The sequence below is a fragment of the Alicyclobacillus sendaiensis NBRC 100866 genome (genome assembly GCF_001552675.1).
In the GTDB taxonomy this organism is placed as follows: Bacteria; Bacillota; Bacilli; order Alicyclobacillales; family Alicyclobacillaceae; genus Alicyclobacillus; species Alicyclobacillus sendaiensis.
On sequence record NZ_BCRQ01000013.1, the window covers coordinates 15,874 to 35,559 of the forward strand.

20 protein-coding genes are annotated in these 19,686 nt (G+C 64.8%); 15 read left to right on the top strand and 5 right to left on the bottom strand.

Annotated features, from left to right (window positions below):
- Window positions 1–33: 33 nt before the first annotated feature.
- Window positions 34–1,017 carry a tRNA glutamyl-Q(34) synthetase GluQRS gene (gluQRS, locus tag AS26_RS04165; protein ID WP_062306359.1) on the top strand — a complete coding sequence of 328 codons (984 nt, stop codon included), beginning with the start codon at window positions 34–36 and terminating at the stop codon, window positions 1,015–1,017.
- Between the two features lie 45 nt (window positions 1,018–1,062).
- The gene (locus tag AS26_RS04170) at window positions 1,063–2,517 is read left to right on the top strand and encodes an aldehyde dehydrogenase family protein (protein WP_062306360.1); all 1,455 of its coding nucleotides are present in this window, start codon (window positions 1,063–1,065) and stop codon (window positions 2,515–2,517) included.
- A 66-nt stretch (window positions 2,518–2,583) separates the two neighbouring features.
- On the opposite strand, the gene AS26_RS04175 is transcribed toward AS26_RS04170, so the two are convergent.
- Together AS26_RS04175 and trmB are read right to left on the bottom strand one after the other, a co-directional pair.
- On the bottom strand, window positions 2,584–3,561 hold the full coding sequence (locus tag AS26_RS04175) for an aldo/keto reductase (protein ID WP_062306361.1): 978 nt from the start codon (window positions 3,559–3,561) through the stop codon (window positions 2,584–2,586).
- Window positions 3,562–3,625: 64 nt separating this feature from the next.
- On the bottom strand, window positions 3,626–4,276 hold the full coding sequence (gene trmB, locus AS26_RS04180) for a tRNA (guanosine(46)-N7)-methyltransferase TrmB (protein WP_062306363.1): 651 nt from the start codon (window positions 4,274–4,276) through the stop codon (window positions 3,626–3,628).
- Between the two features lie 392 nt (window positions 4,277–4,668).
- Here trmB and AS26_RS15015 point away from each other — a divergent pair, with 392 nt between their 5' ends.
- Complete coding sequence (locus AS26_RS15015) at window positions 4,669–4,920, top strand: cysteine hydrolase family protein (protein ID WP_505592643.1); 252 nt, start codon at window positions 4,669–4,671, stop codon at window positions 4,918–4,920.
- 2 nt (window positions 4,921–4,922) lie between these two features.
- Here the strand turns inward: AS26_RS15015 and AS26_RS04190 are convergent, their stop codons facing one another.
- Window positions 4,923–6,167 (bottom strand): WD40/YVTN/BNR-like repeat-containing protein, encoded by a 1,245-nt coding sequence (locus AS26_RS04190; protein ID WP_062306364.1) that lies wholly within the window; start codon window positions 6,165–6,167, stop codon window positions 4,923–4,925.
- A gap of 135 nt (window positions 6,168–6,302) precedes the next feature.
- Between AS26_RS04190 and AS26_RS04195 the strand changes: the two genes are divergently transcribed.
- The 4 genes from AS26_RS04195 (at window position 6,303) to AS26_RS04210 (ending at window position 12,116) form a co-directional block, all read left to right on the top strand.
- Window positions 6,303–7,205 carry an SGNH/GDSL hydrolase family protein gene (locus tag AS26_RS04195; RefSeq protein ID WP_062306365.1) on the top strand — a complete coding sequence of 301 codons (903 nt, stop codon included), beginning with the start codon at window positions 6,303–6,305 and terminating at the stop codon, window positions 7,203–7,205.
- Between the two features lie 131 nt (window positions 7,206–7,336).
- On the top strand, window positions 7,337–8,590 hold the full coding sequence (locus AS26_RS04200) for a multidrug effflux MFS transporter (RefSeq protein ID WP_157068439.1): 1,254 nt from the start codon (window positions 7,337–7,339) through the stop codon (window positions 8,588–8,590).
- Window positions 8,587–10,725, top strand: coding sequence for a HelD family protein (locus tag AS26_RS04205; protein ID WP_062306368.1), 2,139 nt, complete (start codon window positions 8,587–8,589; stop codon window positions 10,723–10,725). The genes AS26_RS04200 and AS26_RS04205 overlap by 4 nt, the downstream gene beginning before the upstream one ends.
- A 173-nt stretch (window positions 10,726–10,898) precedes the next feature.
- Window positions 10,899–12,116, top strand: a complete 1,218-nt coding sequence (locus AS26_RS04210; protein WP_062306370.1) for a helix-turn-helix transcriptional regulator — start codon at window positions 10,899–10,901, stop codon at window positions 12,114–12,116.
- A gap of 70 nt (window positions 12,117–12,186) precedes the next feature.
- Here the strand turns inward: AS26_RS04210 and AS26_RS04215 are convergent, their stop codons facing one another.
- The gene (locus AS26_RS04215; RefSeq protein ID WP_062306371.1) at window positions 12,187–13,566 is read right to left on the bottom strand and encodes an MFS transporter; all 1,380 of its coding nucleotides are present in this window, start codon (window positions 13,564–13,566) and stop codon (window positions 12,187–12,189) included.
- Window positions 13,567–13,643: 77 nt separating this feature from the next.
- Between AS26_RS04215 and AS26_RS04220 the strand changes: the two genes are divergently transcribed.
- A complete protein-coding gene (locus AS26_RS04220) occupies window positions 13,644–14,093 on the top strand; it encodes a GNAT family N-acetyltransferase (RefSeq protein ID WP_062306373.1) in 450 nt (149 codons plus the stop codon).
- Here AS26_RS04220 and AS26_RS04225 read toward each other — a convergent pair.
- The gene (locus tag AS26_RS04225; protein WP_062306374.1) at window positions 14,086–14,592 is read right to left on the bottom strand and encodes a cupin domain-containing protein; all 507 of its coding nucleotides are present in this window, start codon (window positions 14,590–14,592) and stop codon (window positions 14,086–14,088) included. The genes AS26_RS04220 and AS26_RS04225 overlap by 8 nt on opposite strands.
- Before the next feature lie 145 nt (window positions 14,593–14,737).
- Here AS26_RS04225 and AS26_RS04230 point away from each other — a divergent pair, with 145 nt between their 5' ends.
- The 7 genes from AS26_RS04230 (at window position 14,738) to AS26_RS04255 (ending at window position 19,677) form a co-directional block, all read left to right on the top strand.
- Entirely contained in the window at window positions 14,738–15,109 is a 372-nt protein-coding gene (locus tag AS26_RS04230; RefSeq protein WP_062306376.1) for a YojF family protein, read from the top strand.
- A gap of 3 nt (window positions 15,110–15,112) precedes the next feature.
- Window positions 15,113–15,802, top strand: coding sequence for a bacillithiol biosynthesis deacetylase BshB2 (gene bshB2 / locus AS26_RS04235; RefSeq protein WP_062306377.1), 690 nt, complete (start codon window positions 15,113–15,115; stop codon window positions 15,800–15,802).
- A gap of 12 nt (window positions 15,803–15,814) precedes the next feature.
- Window positions 15,815–16,282, top strand: coding sequence for a low molecular weight protein-tyrosine-phosphatase (locus AS26_RS04240; RefSeq protein ID WP_062306379.1), 468 nt, complete (start codon window positions 15,815–15,817; stop codon window positions 16,280–16,282).
- Window positions 16,283–16,408: 126 nt separating this feature from the next.
- A complete protein-coding gene (locus AS26_RS04245) occupies window positions 16,409–16,882 on the top strand; it encodes a hypothetical protein (RefSeq protein WP_062306380.1) in 474 nt (157 codons plus the stop codon).
- A gap of 141 nt (window positions 16,883–17,023) precedes the next feature.
- Window positions 17,024–17,191: a hypothetical protein gene (locus tag AS26_RS14395; protein ID WP_014463746.1), complete on the top strand. Its 168-nt coding sequence runs from the start codon at window positions 17,024–17,026 to the stop codon at window positions 17,189–17,191.
- Window positions 17,192–17,370: 179 nt separating this feature from the next.
- Window positions 17,371–17,691: a thioredoxin family protein gene (locus tag AS26_RS04250; RefSeq protein ID WP_062306382.1), complete on the top strand. Its 321-nt coding sequence runs from the start codon at window positions 17,371–17,373 to the stop codon at window positions 17,689–17,691.
- Window positions 17,692–17,763: 72 nt separating this feature from the next.
- Window positions 17,764–19,677 (top strand): acetate--CoA ligase family protein, encoded by a 1,914-nt coding sequence (locus AS26_RS04255; protein WP_062306383.1) that lies wholly within the window; start codon window positions 17,764–17,766, stop codon window positions 19,675–19,677.
- The last annotated feature ends 9 nt before the right edge of the window (window positions 19,678–19,686 follow it).

A 19,686-nucleotide genomic window follows, 5' to 3' on the forward strand; every position in this document is an offset into this window, starting at 1 on the left:
TGTTAACATGGAAGGCGAAGAGAGGTGTGCCGATTGACGCCCTCGTACAAAGGTCGATTTGCGCCCAGTCCCACCGGCGATTTGCACGTGGGCAACGCCTGGGTGGCCGTGCTCGCCTGGCTCGACGCGCGCCGAAACGGCGGCGCGTTCGTTCTGCGCGTCGAAGACCTGGACGAGGCGAGATGCCGCGACGCGTACCGCCAGGCGATGATCGACGACCTCCGCTGGCTTGGCATCGATTGGGACGAAGGCCCAGACGTGGGCGGGCCCGCCGCGCCCTACGAGCAACGCCTTCGGCGCGAGAGCTACGAGCGGGCGCTCGAACATCTGCGCAGCGCGCGCGAACTGTACCCGTGTTTCTGCCCGCGATCGCGGCTTTTGTCCATCGCGTCGGCGCCACAGGGGCTGTTCGGGGATGAGCCGCGCTACGACCGCCGTTGCCTTCGACTCTCGGACGCAAGGCGCTCGGAGCTCGCCGCGAGCAAGCCACCATCGCTGCGCCTTCACGTTCGGGACGATGCGCTCATCACGGTGGACGATCGCTTGCTCGGCCGCACGACGGCTCGGCCGGCGGAAGGCGGCGACTTCGTCGTCCGGAGGGCGGACGGCGTGATCGCGTACCACCTGGCCGTCGTCGTCGACGATCACGCCATGGGCGTCACCGACGTGATCCGCGGATCCGATTTGTTTCCGTCCGCGTTTCGCCAGGTCTATCTCGCCGAGCGCCTGGGCTATGCCCCGCCGCGCTACGCGCACGTGCCGCTCGTGGTGGATGGCGACGGACGCAGGCTCGCGAAGCGGCACGGGGACCTGTCTCTCCGCGCGCTGCGCGACGCGGGCGTGCGGCCGCAGCGGCTCGTGGGGTTGCTTCTCTGGCTCGCCGGGCAAGCGGATCGCCCCGAGGACATTTCGCTCCGCGAGGCGGTGGGCGCGTTCGATCTCGCCCGAGTGCCCCGCCATCCCATCGTGTGGCGGACCGCGTATACGGCGTGGCTTCGGGGGAATGGCGACTTGTAGGAGAGGAAACGCTGTGCAGAGAACACGACGCGGGAGGATGAAACCGTGAGCAAAGCGATTGAAGTGGGGAAGACCCATCTCTTCATCGACGGCGACTGGGAGGAGGCGGCGCGACACGTCGAGTTGCGCAGCCCGTACAGCGGGGAGCCGCTGGCCATGATCGGCTACGCGTCGCCGGAACAGGCGGCCCGCGCCATCGAGGTGGCCGCGAGGGCGCAAAAGTCGTTTCGGAAGGTGCCCGCCTGGCAGCGGGCGCAGATCCTGAGCAAGGCGGCGGATATCATCGCGGATCGCAGAGCGGAACTCGCGGAGACCATCGCGCGCGAGGCGGCCAAGCCCATCCGGGCCGCGCGCCAGGAGATTGACCGGACCATCGAGACGTACCGCTTTTCGGCTGAGGCGGCCAAGTCCATCCGGGGTGAGACGGTGCCCATGGACGCGGCGCCGCGCGGGGAACACCACGTGGCGTTCACGCTCTGGGAGCCGTTGGGCGTCGTGACGGCCATCACGCCGTTCAACTTTCCAATGAACCTGGTGGCGCACAAGGTCGGTCCGGCTATCGCCGCGGGCAACGCCATCGTTTTGAAGCCCGCCGAGCAGACCCCGCTTTCGGCGCTGGTCCTCGGGCACATCTTCCAGGACGCAGGGCTCCCGCCTGGGGTATTGAACATCATCCCGGGCGACGGCAAGGAGCTGAGCGAGGTGCTGACGACGCACCCGGACGTCGCGTTTGTGACCTTCACAGGCAGCCCGACCGTGGGCAAGATCATTCGCCAGCAGGCGGGGCTGCGGCGCGTGACGCTGGAGCTCGGCTCGAATTCGCCACTCGTGGTGGATGAAGGCTTCACCGCGCACGAGCTCGACAAGCTGGCGGCCGAGATCGTCCAGGGCGGATTCTCCTATAACGGACAGGTGTGCATTTCCATCCAGCGCGTGTACATCCACGACGCGGTGTACGACGAGTTGGTGAAGCGGATTGTGGCGGGCGCGAAGGCGCTCAAGGTGGGCGATCCGCTCGACGAGGCGACAGACGTGTCGGCGCTCATCAACGAGCAGGCGGGTGCCCGCCTCAAGGCCTGGCTCGAAGAGGCCGTGGATCGCGGTGCCGAGGTGCTCGTCGGGGGCAAGATCGAGGGCAACCGCATGGAGCCGACGGTGGTGACGGGCGTGCCGCTCGATGCGAAGCTGTGCACGGAGGAAGCGTTTGGCCCCATCCTGCTGGTGGAGCGGGTGTCGAGCTTCGAGAAGGGGCTCGAACTCGCGAATCGAAGCAAGTTTGGGCTGAACGCGGGGGTCTTCACCAAGCGGATGGATCACGCCATGCTCGCCATCGAGACCGTGCAGGCGGGCGCGGTTCTCATCAACCAGGTGCCGACGTACCGGGTGGATCACATGCCGTATGGCGGGGTGAAGGAGAGCGGCGTCGGGCGTGAAGGCGTGCTGTATGCGATGTACGACATGATGGAGCGGAAGCTCGCCGCCATTCGGACGAACTTCTGAGCCGGCCGGCACGGCGGGCCCACGGGAACCTCCATCTCGTGGGCCCGGCGCACGGTCCCAGGCGCGTCAGTAGGCGCCGCGGATATGGGGAAGCACCTCATCTTCGTAAAAGCGGCGCAGCCGTGCGCGCTCCTCAGGGGAGAACGGCCGGACGTCAAGCGCGGCGAGGTTGTCTTGCACTTGCTGTCGGTTTTTAAAGCCGGGGATGGCGCAGGTCACCTCGTCGTGATCCAGGATAAAGCGGAGCGCCGCTCGCGTCATATTGCCACGGCCTTCGCCAATCCAGCGCAATCGCTCGGCCAGCTCGACACCCTTGGCAAAGCCGAGGCCTGCGAACGTTTCCCCGACGTTGAACTGCTCGCCGTTCTCGTTGAACGAACGGTGGTCGTCGGGATCGAAGCGGTGATCGGGCTTGAACTTGCCGGTCAACAGGCCGCTCGCGAGCGGCAGTCGGGCCAGGATGCCGACGCCCTGCGCCTTGGCCCGCGGCAACAGCTCTTCCGCCGGCTTCTGTCGGAAAATGTTGAAAATGACCTGCAGGGCGCGGACGCCCGGGACCTGAAGGCACAGAAGCCCCTCCTCGACCGTCTCCACGCTCACGCCGTAATACCGGATTTTCCCTTCGGCCTGCAGCTTGTCCAAAACCTCGAACACCGCGCCGTCGCGGAGGATCGCCGTCGGCGGACAATGGATCTGGTACAAGTCGACGACATCGCGCCGCAGCCTGCGCAGGCTGCCTTCGAGAAAGCGGCGAACAGAGGGCTCGCTGTAGGTGGCCGGATCGTGAATGTTCCCTGCGCGGCAGAATTTGGTGGCGATATAGATCTCGTGCTCGCGCCCCTTCGTGGCCTTTGCCAGAAGCTCTTCGCTTCGGCCGTCGCCATACACATCCGCTGTATCAAAGAAGTTCACGCCTGCGTCGATCGCGGCGGCCAGCCCGTCGAGGGCATCTCGCTCGTCCACGCGGCCCCATGCGCCTCCGATGGCCCACGTGCCAAAGCTCAGTTCGCTCACCTGCAGTTCGCCAAGTGGCCGGTACTTCACGTGCTCGCCTCCCCACGAATGCGCTTTCGGCAGGGGCCTCATCCGCCGGCGCGAGCGCCCGGCCTCAACGAGCCGGGCGTGCGCGCAGATAGAAGATGGGTTGTCCCAGCTGTCGGAATCTCATCTCGTATTCGGTCTGCACGTATTTGCCCGAGAGCGTGCCGTCGGGATCGCCCGGCGGAAGGCCTCGTTCGACCTCGGCGATTTCCCACCCGCTCGCCTGGAACGACGCGAGCGACCACTCGAAGAACTCGGGGTTGTCCGTTTTTTGCTCCAGCCAGGCTTCCGGCCGCATCCACTTGGCATACCACGACAGCTTGTCGGGCGCCGTCAAGCGGCGCTTGTGATGCCGCTTTTTGGGCCAAGGATCGGAGAAATTCAGGTACAGCCATGCGACTCTGGGTTCAGTCCACAGGGGGCCAAACCGCTCGACGTCTCCGACGAAAAACGAGAGGTTGTCGAGCCCGTCGAGGGCAGCCCCATAGGCCGCCTTTGCGGCGACGGCCAAGACCCGGTCTACGCCGACGAAGCGCGTGTTGGGGTGCAAACGCGCCATTTGCCGCATGAATGCGCCGCGCCCAGAGCCCAGTTCGAGTGCGACGGGCTCGGTCAAGGACTGATACCAAGCGGCGGGATCGCCCTGATAGCCGTCGAACAGATGTGCGCGACCGACTTCCAACCACTTCTCGAGGCGGTGCCCCGTGCGAAAACGCATCTTGTCTCCCTCGCTTCTCGCTCGATGGTACAAAAGACCTGCCGTCCATTGCAAGCGAGGTGACGCGCTCTCTGGCAACGGGTACAATGAGGGCGAAAGGGGGGCTATCGCATGCGCGAAGCGCTCTTGATTGTCGACATGTCCAATGATTTCGTCCACGACGAGGGCGCCTTAACGGTCGGCAAGCCCGGCCAGGCCATCGTTCCCTACATCCTCGCCCTTGCGGATCGGATGCTCGGAACGGGCGTCGTGGCGATTTGCATGGACGAGCACGATCCGGACGACCGCCACTTTCTCGACTGGCCGCCGCACAACGTGCGGGGCACGTGGGGGCAAAAGCTGTACGGCGATCTCGCCGCGTGGTACGAGCGGCACAAGGGGCACCCGGACGTGTGGTATCTCCCGAAGCGAGCTACAACGCGTTTTACAACACGGGACTTGGGGAACGCCTGCGCGAGCGCAACGTGGAGCGGGTCCACGTGTGCGGCGTGTGCACGGACATCTGCGACTTTCTCACCGTCGCGGGGGCGTACGACGAGGGGTTTCGCGCTGTGGTGCACCGCCAGGGATGCGCCACCTTCACGGATCTCGGGGACATCTTCCTGGAACACATGCGCCGGCTGTTTCACGCCGAGATCGCCTGAGCCTAGCCGAGGGGCTGCCACGTGTCGCCCCCGTCCGACGATGCGTACAGGCTTGCGGCCAGGCGAGCGTCGAGCGCGACAAGGAAAAACGCGCTGGGGGAAGGCGCCGACACGCTCACGGACGCGGCATCGGCGAGGCTCGCGGGCAGGCCCTGAGCGGGCTGTGTGTACCAGGTCTGGCCGCCATCGGGGCTCACCATCCACGTCTGTTGACCGGACTTGTCTTCCAGTGCGGCGAGATCGCCTGCGGGCGAGGCGCACATCGCTTCCAGATGGGTGACGCCAATCTCGGCCACGTCCCAACTGGACCCGTAGGACGAATTCATCACCAAGAGCTCGGACGCGGAGCCCACCTGCACCTCGATGGCGAGTTGGAGCGCCTCTCCGGGCCCGGCGAGCGCGAGTTCGATCGAAGGGGGCGCCACGATGCCGCTCGGCAGACTGATGCTCGTGGGCTGCCAATGGAGGCCGCCGTCGTTGGTCTCCACGACCAGCACCGTCTTTTCCAAGTCGTCCACGACAGCCAAGAGGCCGGTCTTGCCGTTTGGAGCAAACGCCATGGCGGTGCGGACCCCGTTGTGCGGAAGGCCACCCGTGGACGTAGCCACGAGCTGCCAAGAACCCCCGCCGTTCTCCGTTCGATACAAGTACTTGGCTGCCACGCCGTTGTACCCGTCGCTTTCGAAGAGCATGAAGCCCAGCCTTCCGGCCATCCATTGGCCGGCCGCAAACTGAACCGTCCCTGCCGGCAGAGGCAAGGTGGTCTCCCGCCAGTGCCGACCCGCGTCCTTTGTCGTCCAAATGTGCGCCTGATCATGGCTCACGCTCACAAGCGACCACATTGCGGACGAGTCGATCACGGCCGTGACCTCGTGCGCGCCGCCCGGCCCGTACGCGGACATGTCGTCCGTGGGAAGCGCCGGGAGGGGCACCGGTTTCCACGTGTGTCCGCCGTCGATGGTCTCGTACATCGCGAAGTGGTTGCCGCGATAGCCCCACAGCATTCCCGTGTGAGCGGTCAGCATGCGCATGTGCGCATCCGCGACGCGCAGGCTCGACGCCAACGTCGCGACCTCGGCGGTGGCGCGCGAAGCGAGGCGGACGTCCGCCGAGACGGACGCTTGGCCGGCTGACGCGGCGCGCGGTGCGGCGGACGTGTGCGCGTGAGAGGGCGTGTCGGCGCCGCATCCCGACAGGGTCACCACGACAGCCGCCATTCCGAAGCCGAAAAGCGTGGACGGACGCATGCCGATCCTCCTCTGGCGAGAGCGCCTTGCGGCCGAGCATCTCGACCGATTGTGATCTATCATGAACAATAGGCGCTTTGCAGCCGGAACTCAAGCGAAGCCATCGAACCCACTGTACGGAGAGGGAGCAAGGCCATGTCGGCACTCGGACCGTGGTTGACGGCGTTTGGCGCCATGTTTTTCCTTCTGCACGCCATCGGACAGCCTGACGTGCTTGCGCCACCCCAGGGCGCTGCGGACGTCCATGTGGCCAGCGCGGCTCGCGCGGCGCAGGCTCCCGACGAGACGCACGTGCTCGTGGCGCTCGGCGACTCCATCACGTTCGGGTACCATCTCGGCAATCATCACGAGCCGTCGCCGCTCGCGTTTCCGTATCTTTTAGCGAAGAAGGAAGGTTGGCGCGCCGTCGATCTCGGCGTGCCCGGTTGGACGTCAGGGGATCTCCTGCGGGCGCTTCGGACAAATGCCGCGATGCGCGCCGATGTGGCTGCCGCACAGGTCATCACGGTGGACATTGGCAGCAACGACCTGTTGCTGCCCGCGCTCGCCATGCTGCCAAAGGGGGCGGACTGGGCGCGGGTCACGCCGACGTCGTCGCAGGCGGCCACGTTGGCGTCCAAGTTGGCCCAAGGCATCCAGGACATCCGGAGCAACCTGGCCTCCATTCTCAGGTTGCTGCATCAGGACAATCCGCGGGCGACCGTCGTCGTCTACGACCTGTACAACCCGTTTCCCGCGTCAGACAAGTGGCTTCATCAGACGGCGGAGTCCGCGATTGTCGCGGCGAACGTCGCCATCGCCGCCGACGCCGTCGCCGTGGGCGATCCCGTCGCGGACGCGTACGACACCCTGACGGATCCTTCCGCCGATATTCTGCCGCACGACGTGCATCCGACCGCACTCGGGCAACGCCTTCTGGCCGAGGCCGGGGAGCAGGCGCTCGCCCTGGCGCCCATGTTTCAAGCCGCGGCCACGCCGCAGGGACAAAACGCCATCTTGCAGTGGCTCGGCGACGGGCTCGCGGACGGCGCCTGGTGACATCGCTCAGCGAGGAGGCCGCGCTCACCGCCCGGCGTGAGCCGCCCTGTTTGTGAAATCCTGGGCCATCGAACGGCCGAGCTGGCGAGATGAGTGAGATAGATAGGAGACACGTGGAGGGGGGAGATTCTGTGAAGTCGGAAGTGGAGATGACCGCACACACCCTGGCCGAGGCGCCCACCTCGTTCGGCGCCCGCTTTCGCCTGGCCGCGCTTCTCGGCAGCTTGACCGCCATTGCGCCGCTCTCCATCGACATGTATCTGCCGGCATTGCCCTCGATGGCGAGAGACTTGCACGCCGCCACGTCGGTCGCCCAGCTGAGTCTTACGGCGTGCCTGATGGGCTTGGCCGTCGGCCAGCTGTTCGCCGGTCCGCTGAGCGACGCGCTCGGCCGCAAGCGACCGCTCCTCGTGGGGCTCGGCCTGTATCTGTTAGCGTCCTTCGCCTGCGGCCTCATGCCGGACGCGTGGGGGCTCGTCGTCGTGCGGGTGATCCAGGGGCTGTGTGGCTCCGCGGCCATCGTCATCGCTCGAGCCATCGCCCGGGACCTGTTTAGCGGCGTGGAACTGACGCGGTTCTTTTCGCTTCTGATGTTGGTCAACGGTGTGGCGCCGATTCTCGCACCGGTCATCGGCGGCCAGTTGCTTCGCTTCACCAATTGGCGCGGCGTGTTTGTCATCTTGGGATGTGTCGGCGTCGCGCTGTGGCTGTGGTCGCTTGTGGCGCTGCGGGAGACGCTCGAAGTGAAGCGGCGCAACCGGGCCGGGCTCGGCGGCGCCTTGCGCGCGTTTGGCGCGTTATTTCGCGATCCCGTCTTTGTCACTTACGCGTTTTCCCAAGGGCTGGTGTCGGCTGCGATGTTCGCCTATATCTCGGGATCTCCTTTTGTGCTGCAGGACATCTACGGTCTCTCACCGCAGGCGTTCAGCGCGTGCTTTGCGGCTAATGGCATGGGAATCGTGATAGCCTCTCAGGTCTCGGGGCATTTGGCCCGGCGCATCGAGGGGCGGAAGATCTTCCGCTTCGGCGTGAGCCTCGCGGCTCTCGGGGGGCTCGGGCTGTTTGCGAGCGTCCTTTTCGGGTTTGGACTCGCGGGCATTCTGCCTTCGCTGTTTGTGCTCGTGTCGTGCGTGGGCGTCGTCAGCACGCTGGGCTCGTCGCTCGCCATGCAGCGCCATGCGAAACAGGCCGGGAGCGCGGCAGGGCTCATCGGCGTGTCGCAGCTGTTGCTCGGCGCGGCCGCCACGCCGCTCGTGGGCCTTGGCGGATCGCATGACAGCCTGCCGATGGGCGCGGTGATTGCGGTGGCGGACGTGGCGGCCCTCTTGTGGTACGCGCTCGGGTCGCGAGTCATCGCGCGCGCACAGAGGGAGGTGGTTTCATGAGCGAGACCGGGACGCCGCCTCGCCCGGCGCTTGATCCATACGAGGAGGAAAAGGAACACCTACAGCGCGTGCTCGACCTCATTCGAGGGGCGCTCGAGTCGGGGCCAAGGATGCCCGTGCGCGACGAGGACGACGAGGATGCGGACGAGGCGCTGACCGCCGATGTCGTCGCCGATGTCGCCGTTGCCGAGATGGCGGAGGAGCGGCGCCATCAGCTCCGGAGGGCGCTCCGCGATCCGTATTTCGGGCGCATTGACTTTCAGCCCGAGGGGGAGGCCCTGCAGAAGCTGTACATCGGCAAGCAGGGCATCGATCATCCGTCGACGGGCGAGCGCGTCGTCCTCGATTGGCGCGCTCCCGCCGCGAGCGTGTTTTACTCCTTCACCGGTCAGGGCGACGAGGCCCGTTATGAAGCTCCGGGCGGCGAGGTGCGTGGCACCGTGTCGCTCAAGCGAAACATCGTGGTGCGCGAGGGCGATCTCGTCCGCGTCGTCGACAGCTACGTGAAAGGGCAGACGCAGGCCGGCAACGTCGACGAGTTCTTGCTCTACCGCCTCGCGGATTCCAAGGATAGCCGTTTGCACGACATCGTGGCCACGATTCAGGCCGAACAGAACGAGGTCATCCGCGCGGACAAAAACGTGCCCATCCTCATTCAGGGTGTCGCGGGAAGCGGCAAGACGACCGTCGCGCTGCATCGGCTCGCCTACTTGTTGTACCAGCACCCGGAAAAGCTCCGGGCGGATAAGATGGTCATCTTTGCGCCCTCGGCGATGTTTGTGGATTACATTTCCGAGGTGCTCCCCGAGCTCGGCGTCGGGGATGTGCAGCAGACGACGTTTGCGGCCTTTGCGCTGCGCGTGTTGGACCATGTGGTGCTCCTGCCGGATCCGGCAAAGCGGCTGCGCGAGCGGTTCGCGCTTCGTCCGTCGCAGGAGTACGAGTCGATGCGCCGGGAGATCGAGCTGAAGGGGCGCGTGGAGACGCTGGAAGCGCTCCAGGCCTTCTTGCAAGACATGGAAAAGAAGATGGTGCCGCAGGGAGACGTGCCGTCTCCTGTGGGACCGCCCATTTCCGCCGAGACCATCGCCCGCTGGTTCCACATCGAATACGCGCGCTATCCCGTGCGCCAGCGGCGAGACCGCGTGGTGGCGCGCGCCAAGCGGCAGTGGGAGATGCAGGCGAAGGACGCGGGCAAGGTGGAGAAGTCCATCAAGCGAGAGATTGCGGCTGCCGCCCGCGAATTTGAGCGGGCTTGGCCGGATCTCGAGCCCCTGCCCATCTACGAGTCCTTTTTGCGACACCATCCAGGTCTCTCGCTTCGTTCCATCCAGCGCCCTGCCAAATACGGGGCGCGACCGCTCGTGGAGCCAGAAGATCTGCCGCTGCTTCTCGCCATCCACCAGTGGCTTCACGGTGTGGACGCGCGAGATGTCTTCCATCACGTCGTGATCGACGAGGCGCAGGATTTCTCGCCGGCGCACATCCGGGTGCTGCAGGCGTACTGCCCCAGCCTATCCTTCACGATTCTGGGGGATCTTTCGCAGAGCATTCACAGCGAGGCGGGGTTTCGCGACTGGGACGAGGTGCGAGCGCTGTTTCCGGGAGGAAGCCGGTACGTGGAGATGTCGGTGTCGTATCGGTCGACATACGAGATTGTGTCGTTTGCGAACCGGATCCTGGAACCCTTCAAGCCGAAGGTCTTGGCGCGACCTGTGTTCCGCAGCGGCGATCCCGTCGTGGTCGAGCCCGTCTCCTGGGAGGGCCGGTTCGATGCGCTCCTGGAGCGGCTTTCCGCCGAGAGCCGAGGAGCGACGACCGTCGCGGTGTTGACGCGGACGGAAGAAGATGCACACGTGTATCATCAGATGTGCCTGGAGTCAGGGCTCGACGCCCACCTTCTCACGGCGAGCCAGACGCACTACGAAGGCGGCATCAGCATCGTGCCGGTTTATCTGGCCAAAGGGCTCGAGTTCGACAGCGTCATCCTCGTGGACGTGGACGAATCCCATTACCGCGTCGATCCGCGGGATGCCAAGCTGTTATACGTCGGATGCACGCGGGCGTTGCATCGCTTGCGGCTGTTGTACTGCGATCGCCCGTCGCCGCTCATCCAATGGGCTGTCTCCAATTGAATTCTTGTGTTTTGGCGCCGAAACAGGGTGGTTTCGGCGCCTTTCTTTCGCAAACAAGTGCCAAGAAAGACAAGAACGGTGGATTTTACGACTCCCCTGCGCACGAGGATCCTTTTATAATGTTTTGATAGAAACCGTTTTCATTGCTCGTGGGGCGCGAGGGGAGGGCTAACGTGAGCGTGCGCATGCCGAAAAAGACCAATGTTTCATCCTCGCTGCACGCCATCCGGGAAGTTCGCGCCAGTTGGCCGTCTGTCAGTTGGGACGTGTTGCAGCAACATCCCGTGGAACTGGATTTTCGCGAAGTGAAAAGGGCGCTCGACGGCGTGCGCGATCGCCAGGCGTGGCTGGTGGTCGTCGTCCGCAGTTCGCGCGTCGTCCCGATGTATCCGTTTCTGGCTCAGGTTCAGTCGGCAGGGTTCGAATGCGTGCACCTGCTGTCGTGCGATGCGGCCACCTACGTCATGACGCTCGCCGCTCACCACCCGGAGCGGGCAATGGAGGGTTTCGAGTCCGCACTCGCGAGATTGGCCGCGGACCGGACGCTCGTCGGCGTCAGCGCCGCGTGCGACGAGCGGGAGGTCGCGCGTTGGTGGCAGGCGCTGATGGAGGCCACCGCTGCGTCGCACTGGAACGTGTTCGAATCGTCCGCCTACTCGCAGGGCAGGCGCGAGCTGGCGCCGCTTTACGACGAGGACAGAACTCGTTTTATCACGCGGGCCGTGACGCAGCTTGGCGATCGCGGCTATGAAGGCATCGCGTCCGTGGTGGAGGACTTGTTTGCGCAGTTGGCGGAACGGCCGACGAAGCTGGAAGACGTGGCGGAACTCTGCGCGCAGTTCATCATGGCGGCCGTCGGCCAGCGCCAGGCGGACGGGCGGGATCGGATGCTCCAGGTTCCTATCTCCACGCGCCAGTGGCTCCGCTTCGTGGCGGAAGAATGCCCAAAGTGGTGGGACTGGCGCGACAAGCTGAAGCACGCGCTCATGGTGGTGCTCGGGCGTGAAGAGGCGGCGCGCACGGCGCACAGCGCGCAGATCGGCCAGGTCATCGAGATCATCGAGCGCAACTACGATTCGGACCTCGACGTGGCGACGCTCGCGAGCCAGGTGTTCCTGAGTCCGAGTTACCTCTCCAAGCGTTTCAAAAGCGAGACCGGCATGACCATCCGGGAGTTCATCGTGCAGACGCGCCTCAACAAGGCGAAGGATCTGCTGTTGCGCGATTTCCACCTCAAGGCGTATGAGGTGGGTGCGCACGTCGGCTACCCGGATCCCACGTATTTCAACAAGCTGTTCAAGCGGCAGGTGGGGCTGACGCCGAAGGCGTTTCGCGATCGCGCCATGCGGCAAGCTCGAGGGTTCGACAAGGGGGATTCGCGGTCGTCCTGAGGCAAGGCTCATTGAACGGCCGTCCGACGGGGCCATACCGGGCCTCGACGGGCGGCCGTTCGTCGTCTCGTCAGGTTCGGCGGGGCAGGCGGAGGCTCATCGCGAGGACCAATGCTCCGAGGCACGCAAGCACCACGGCGAGGACGTGCAGGGCAGAGGTGGTGAGGTGCGCGCCGAACAAAAGGCCCAGGACGACCGTCGACAGGATGGTCCCCATGTAGCGCGCCATCTGAAAGAGGCCCGATGCGGTGCTGATGACCTCGCGGGGACTCGCTGCAAACAGAGCGGTCTGGAGCCCGACGTTGTTGAAGCCGTTCGACAGCCCGAGGACGGACAACACCACGCACAACCACCAAATGGGCGACGACGTGTGTAAGGTCAGCATGAGCAGGCTGCCGGCTGTCATGAAGAGCGCGGCGAGGATGAGCGGCGGCCGAGAGCCGCTTGCCGCCACCCACCGCCCGGTGATGGGCGCCGTGATGAGGCTGAAGCCCGCCACGGCGAGCATGATGAGCCCCGTCTCCTGCGAATCGAAGCCGCGCACCTCCTGCAGGTAGGTCGGCATGCCAAAGAAGATGGAGTAGAAGATGATGTTCACCGTGGTGAATTGGATGAGCACCCACGTCAGCGACTTGTAGCGCTTGAAAAAGCGCAAGCTCAAGAACGGGCTCGGCGCCACGTGCTCCCGCCACCCGAACGCCGCGAACGCCACGGCGCCTGTGGCGGCCGCCCAAAAGGCAGCTCGCCCGGTCAGCGATAGCAGAAACACGAGCGACGTGACAATGGCGAGGATGAACAGAGCGATGCCGGGCAAATCGATCTCCCGCAACACCTCGCGAACGCGCTGGCGTTCCTCCCGGCGCGGGTTCGGGAGGATGAACACGGCGAGCCCAAAACTCGCGACGACGAACGGAAAGTTGACCAGGAAGATTCCTTGCCAATCCAGATAATTCATGATGAACCCGCCGATGGAAGGTCCAAAGGCGGCGGCTCCCGACGAGAACACTGACAAAAACGCGAGAGCCTGAGCCTGCCTGTCCGTGATGACGTTGCGCACAATCCCCATGCCCGCGGGGTAGATGGCCCCGCTTCCCAACGATTGGATGAGCCGGAAGACGACCAGCCACGTGAAGGATGGTGCGAAAGGAGCCAACGCGCAGGACAGCGTCACAAGCGCCAATCCGATGAGAAACAGGGGCTTTCGCCCGACGAGATCGGCCACCTTGCCCATGATGGGCTGCGCGACGGCGCTCGCGAGGTAGTACGACGAGATGAGCCATGATGCCGTGGTAAAATGGACGTGAAACACGTGTTCGAATTTGGCCATGGCGACGGAGATCATCGACGAGTTGAGCGGGTTCAAAAGGACGCCGAGCGCGATGGTGATCAAGAACAGGGCCCGGCGCCCGCCGCGCGGTTCCCTTCCGGACACGGTCGTGGTGGTAGACATGCGCGTTCCTCCTTGCATACTCGGGTTGAATTATACGCTTCTCGAAAGATGTCTTCCAAATTGTTGGGGGTGTTGGGATGCGCGCGGTAAGGGTTGTGGATGAAGCGCAGTTGCGCGCTTGTCTGTCGATTCGGCGGAAGGTCTTCATCGAGGAGCAGCGGGTTCCGGAAGCTTTGGAAATCGACGAGTTCGACCAGCTGGGTCGCGCGGTTCACGTCTTGCTCTACGACGATGCCGGTGCGCCGGTGGCCACGGCGCGGTTTCGCCCGTACCACCCGGGAGACCGCGACACCGCCAAGGTGCAGCGCGTCGCCGTCCTCGGGCACCTGCGCGGCCAGGGGCTGGGCCGGCGCGTCATGCAGGCTGTGGAGGAACTGGTGCGCGAAGCGGGGTTTCGGGAGATTGTGCTTGACGCACAGCTGCACGCCGAGCAGTTCTACGAAAAGCTGGGATACCGGCGCGCTTCGGACGACGTGTTTGAAGACGCCGGCATCCCTCACGTTCGGATGCGAAAGTCCCTCATGTGAGGCGCGCGATGACGTCCTTCTGAGCCGGGAATCGGGGCGTCACCTCGTCGCGCGATACGAGCTCGAAGTCCTCAAAGTCAAACCCCGGCGTCACCATGCAGCCCACGAGCGCAAACGCGGCGCCGTCTCCCGGCGCGAGCTCAGCCCCAAAGATGGTGCCGGCGGGAACCAAGACTTGGGGTTCTCTGCCGGGCACGTCGGGCAGGCCCAGTTCTCGTGCCTCGTAGCGCCCGTCTGGATGGAACAGGTGCACGACGACCGGCCGGCCGTGGTGAAAGTACCACAGCTCGTCGGAGCGCAAGCGATGCAGCCGAGACACGTCGCCTTCCGGCAGCAGGAAGTAGATGCTCGTCGCCGTGCGGCGCACGCCGCCATACGCCTCCACGGTGGCCGGATCGCGTAGATAGCGCGGGGAGTGGTAAATTTCGCGGTAGTACCCGCCTTCGGGGTGCGGGGTGAGTTGCAGGCGTTCGATCCATCTGCGCGCGTCGGCGTTCATGGGAGACCTCCTTCACTCCACCGCGCCCGGCGCGGGGCCGTTCGGCCATTTGAATCGGCCCCGATGTTTTGGCACGATAGAGGACGTTGATTCACGACGATTATCGCACAGGCGCAAAACTCGGGAGAAGGTCAGGTGCTTTGCTTTGAAACCTATCGATGTACAGGCGGTACAGGCTGCGTTGAACCGCTTCGTCGGGGACGATGTGTATCTGCATCTGGAGACGACCAACGGCGCGTACGCCGCGCACCGCTTTGGCCAACCGATGGCGGTGTGCGCCTACATTCGAAACGGGCGCGTTCGCTTTGAGCGAGCGGCCATCGCGGGGAATCGGCCGTACCGCGTCGGCCTCAAGATGGAGCAGGGCTGGATTTACGCGGAGGGCCTCACCGATTACGAGGTGGACGAGAAGGGCCGGTTGCTCCTGGCTGGCCACGATGACGAGGGGCGTCTCGCGGTTGCGCTGCAGCTCTCACGCACCCCCTGGCCCATGAGCGCACTTGAGGAGGAGGCGTGATCGATGGCACAAGTGGAAAAGACTCGTCACCTGTTGCTCGTGTATCCTCATCCAGACGACGAGTCGTTCGGCAAGGCTGGGACCGTGATCCTGTTCACCCGCGCGGGCACGCCTGCCACCCTCATCTGTGGCACGCTCGGCGAGTTGGGGCGAAACATGGGCAACCCTCCCATCGCCAACCGGGAGACCCTGCCGAAGATCCGGCGGAAGGAGCTCGAACAGGCGTGCGAGATCCTCGGCATAAGCGATCTGCGGCTCCTCGGCTTGCGCGATAAAACCGTGGAATTTGAGGATCCCGAGCGGGTGGCGGATCGCATCGAAGCGGTCATTCGCGAGGTGAAACCGTCCATTCTGATGACGTACTATCCGGGACTCGGCGTGCACCCCGATCACGACGCCATGTCGAATGCCGCCGTGATCGCCGTGAAGCGGCTGCCGAAGGAAGAGCGGCCGGTCATCTGGGGCTCGGCGGTGGTTCACGAGCCCGAGAAGATCCTCGGCGAACCCGACTTTGTCATCGACGTGTCGAGCGTTCTCGAGGAGAAGCTCGCGGCGATGAAGGCTCACCGCTCGCAGTTCTCGGGCATCTTCGCCCGGGTGGAGGAGGCGCTCGCCGCGGGCGGCCAGGCTCGCGAGGAGGCCCTTCGCCTTTTGGGGACTGAGCGGTACTGGGTGTATCGGATCGACGATTGAGGGGGAGGCCGCATGATCCGCGTCCTGTTTGTGTGTCTCGGCAACATCTGCCGATCGCCGATGGCAGAGGCCGTCTTTCGCGACATGGTGCGCAAAGCCGGCCTCGAGGGTGAGATTGAAGTCGACTCCGCTGGCATCGGCGACTGGCACGCGGGCGATCCGCCTCATCACGGGACGCGCCGCGTGCTGGACCGATACGGCATCGACTACGCGGGCATCGTCAGCCGGCAGATTCGCCCAGAGGACCTCGAGCGGTTCGACTACATCGTGGCGATGGACGAGTCCAACATGCGCGCGCTGGAGCGGCTGGGCGCGAAGCGGTCTGATCACGTCTTCCGGCTGCTCGATCTCGTCCCGGATGAGCCGGACGAGGTGCCGGATCCGTATTACGACGGCCGCTTCGAGGAGGTGTACCGCCTGGTGCGCTTGGGCTGCGAGGCGCTGCTCCGCCGCATCCAGGCCGATCTCGCCACGGCATAAGGCATATCGCGATAGCTTTCTGACCGCGCGGGCCCCGGGACACCGGGGCCCGCCTTTCAGTTGGCACCTGCGCGTGCGCGTCGGCATACACATGGGCGAACGGCTGAATCAGGTGGAGGATGCGATATGACGACCATGCATCGAAACCAGTTGCGGCGCGTGCGCACGGTGTTTCTCCCGGGCGCATTTCCGGATGGTCCGCTCGCCGGGCGCACGCTTGCCGCCGTTCGCGTGCCGCGCGGCGGCATGTATCAGGTCTGGATCGGATGTGGCGACGACGTGGCGGCATGGGCTCGGCGCGCTCGCGGGCGGCTCGGCGGCACCGTAGCCATCGGCGCGTGGGTGGATGAGGGCACCTTTGAGTTGACCGTCGAGCGGTGGCGCCCGCTCCCGGCCCCTGCGGCAAAGGAGGGCGGCAAGCGGATGTTGGGGCTTGCGCGTCCACTCCTGTTTGCCATGGCCGCCGCGGACCGCTACTTCATGGAGGCGCACCGCGGCGCGGCCGATGCCGAGATTGTGGTGCGCGGCCCGAGCGGCGAGCACTGGTCCGCGGGCACGTGGCGCGACTATCTCCCGCAACGAACGCACCGATTGCGTTAAAAAAGATGACGAGATCGCAGAAAAACCTTTAATTTTGTTAGGTAATCTTACAAAATGCGTTGACCCACCTCCTGCGATGCGCTACGCTACAGACAACAGGGCACGCCCTGGTCCGCATTCTCTGGCGGAGGGTCGATCTCGATGGAACCGCCATTCGAAACGGTCATCTTCACGCAGGCCGATGAAGCTCGCAACGAGCTGATGATGCGGGAGCTCAAGGAAGCGGTGGAACGGAGCCAAATCCGCGTCGTCGACATTCGGCGGTATCGGGATCAGTTGATCGTCACCTTTCGCCGGCTCTCGTCCTGAGACGGGCGGGAGCCGCCCGGCTCACGCGCCGGTCGCTTCAGGCTGTCCACGCCACTCCTTCTCTTCTCGGGCGGGTCGTCGATCCGCCCCCCTTTTTTTGGCCCGAACCATCTCGCCGCTCGGTCGAGTGGTTTTGAGCGTGCGGCGCAGTATAATGAAGGCGGAAGGGAGCGAGAGCCGTGGAAGAGATTCGAACGGTCGAAAGGTATCGGGAAGCGGTGCAATCCGGCCGCGTGGTGGTCGAATTCTATGCGACGTGGTGTCCGGACTGCCGTCGCATTGAGCCATATCTAGGGGAATGGGAAGAAAAGTACCGTGATCAATTTTCGATGGTTCGCGTGAACCGGGACGAGGTTCCGGATCTGGCGGAAGAGCTCCAGATCCTCGGGATCCCGACCTTCCTCGTCTACGAACAGGGCCGTGAAGTCAAGCGGCTCTTCAGCCGCGACACGAAGTCCAAGGAGCAGGTGGAGCAGTTCTTGGACCAGGCGTACGCCTGATTTGTGCGATGACGGCCGCGGGCGGCAGTTGCCACTGCGGCCGTTCGCGCCAGGAGAGGGGCAGAGAGCGGTATGACGTCGTTGCACCACTTTTTTCATCCCAAGGTGGTTGCCGTCGTGGGCGCGTCGAGGAACAAGGATCGACTCGGCCACGTCCTGTTTCGACACATCTTGAACAGCGATTTTCGCGGGACGGTCTATCCCGTCAATCCGTCCGCGCAATCGGTGGCCGCAGTCCGCGCCTATCCCAGCCTGCGCGACGTCCCGGAACCCGTCGATCTCGCCGTGCTGGTCGTGCCCGCCTCGCAGGTCCTGTCCGTCATCGACGACGTGATCGCCGCGGGCATCAAGCACGTGATGATCTTGTCGTCGGGTTTTTCTGACATGGATAAGCCAGGGGAGGAGCTGGAGCGCGAGATCTCCGAAAAGCTCCGCGCGGCGGGGTGCCGTCTCATCGGCCCCAATAGCCTCGGCCTCATCCAGATGGACAGCGAGACGCGGCTCAACGCGAGCTTTGCGCCGAAGGTGCCGGAGTACGGGCACGTGGCCATCGCGTCCCACTCCGGGGCGCTCGGCATCACCATCCTGGACTACGCGGCCTATATCGGCCTGGGCGTCGCGAGCTTTGTCAGCCTGGGCAATCGTGCGGACGTCTCCGGCAATGATCTTCTCCAGTACTGGGGCGACGATCCTGCCATCGAGATGATCCTTCTCTACCTCGAGTCGTTCGGGAATCCGAGGAACTTTTCTCGGCTCGCCCGGCGCATCACCCGCCAGAAGCCCATCCTGGCCGTCAAGAGCGCCCGAACGCCCGTGGGGCACGACGTGGCGAACGCGCGGACGGTGTCCGTGGCAGCCGAGGACGCGACGGTGGAGGCGATGTTTCAGCAGGCCGGCGTCATCCGTGTCGATACGCTCCAGGAACTGTTTGACGTCGCCGTTCTGCTCAAGGCGGGGCCGACACGCGGTGGGCGCCGCGTGGCGGTGGTGACGAACACCGCCGGGGGCGCCGTGATGACCGTCGACCGCATTGTCAGGGAAGGTTTAGAATTTGTGGGGCCTGTCATCAACGTCGGTTTTGAGACGCTCGCGGAGAGCTATCGCGAGGTGTTGCCGCAGGTGCTGCGCGACCCAAGCGTGGACTCGGTCATCGTGCTGTTCACGCCCGTGGGTCCGTCGAACGAGGAGGCCGTGCGCGTCGCCATCTCGGCCGCGCTGTGCGAAGTGGCGAACGATCCGCCCGTCCCCGGAGGTCGCCACCCGTACGAAAAGCCCGTGGTGGCCAACTTTCTGACCACGGGCGACTATCGCGTGCGCATGCTCGAGGTGGACTCAGAGCGGCAGATCCCCATTTATCCGTTTCCGGAGCAGGCCGTGCGCGCCCTCGCGAAGGTTGTGGCCTACCACGAGTACCGCGAGAAGGATCCGGGCGTGATTCCCTTTGTCGACGGGATCGACACGGATCTTGCCAGGACCCGCATGTACCAGGAGATTTCCGCGACGTCGTATCGCGGTGAGGAGAACGTCCAGGGCCTCGTGATGCTGGATTGGCCCGCCGTGCGCGAGGTGCTCGCCGCCATCGGGCTCGATACAGCGGATGCGCCGAACGCCCAGGCCGAGGAGCAGGCGAGCTTCAACATCGTGGTGGAGACGGATCCGCTCTTTGGCCCGCTTCTGCGCCTGTACCTTTCCTCGGAGGAACGGGGCGCCGCGGCGCTCCGGCGCTCGGCCAAGACGCTGCCGACGGTGCGCCTCCTGCCGCTGACGGACGCGGACGCCAGAGAACTTTGGAGCGACGCGCTCCTCAACAGCGCTTCGTCGCGGATGAAGCCGCATGAGGACGTCGTGATCGACGCGATGATCCGAATGTCGCAGTGGGTGGAAGACGTGTCAGAGATTGTGGAGGCGGATCTGTACTTCGTCATCGAGGGCCATCGCGCCGTGTGCGTGGCGGGCCGAGTGGAAGTCGCGCGGCGCAACGGGTAACATAACATG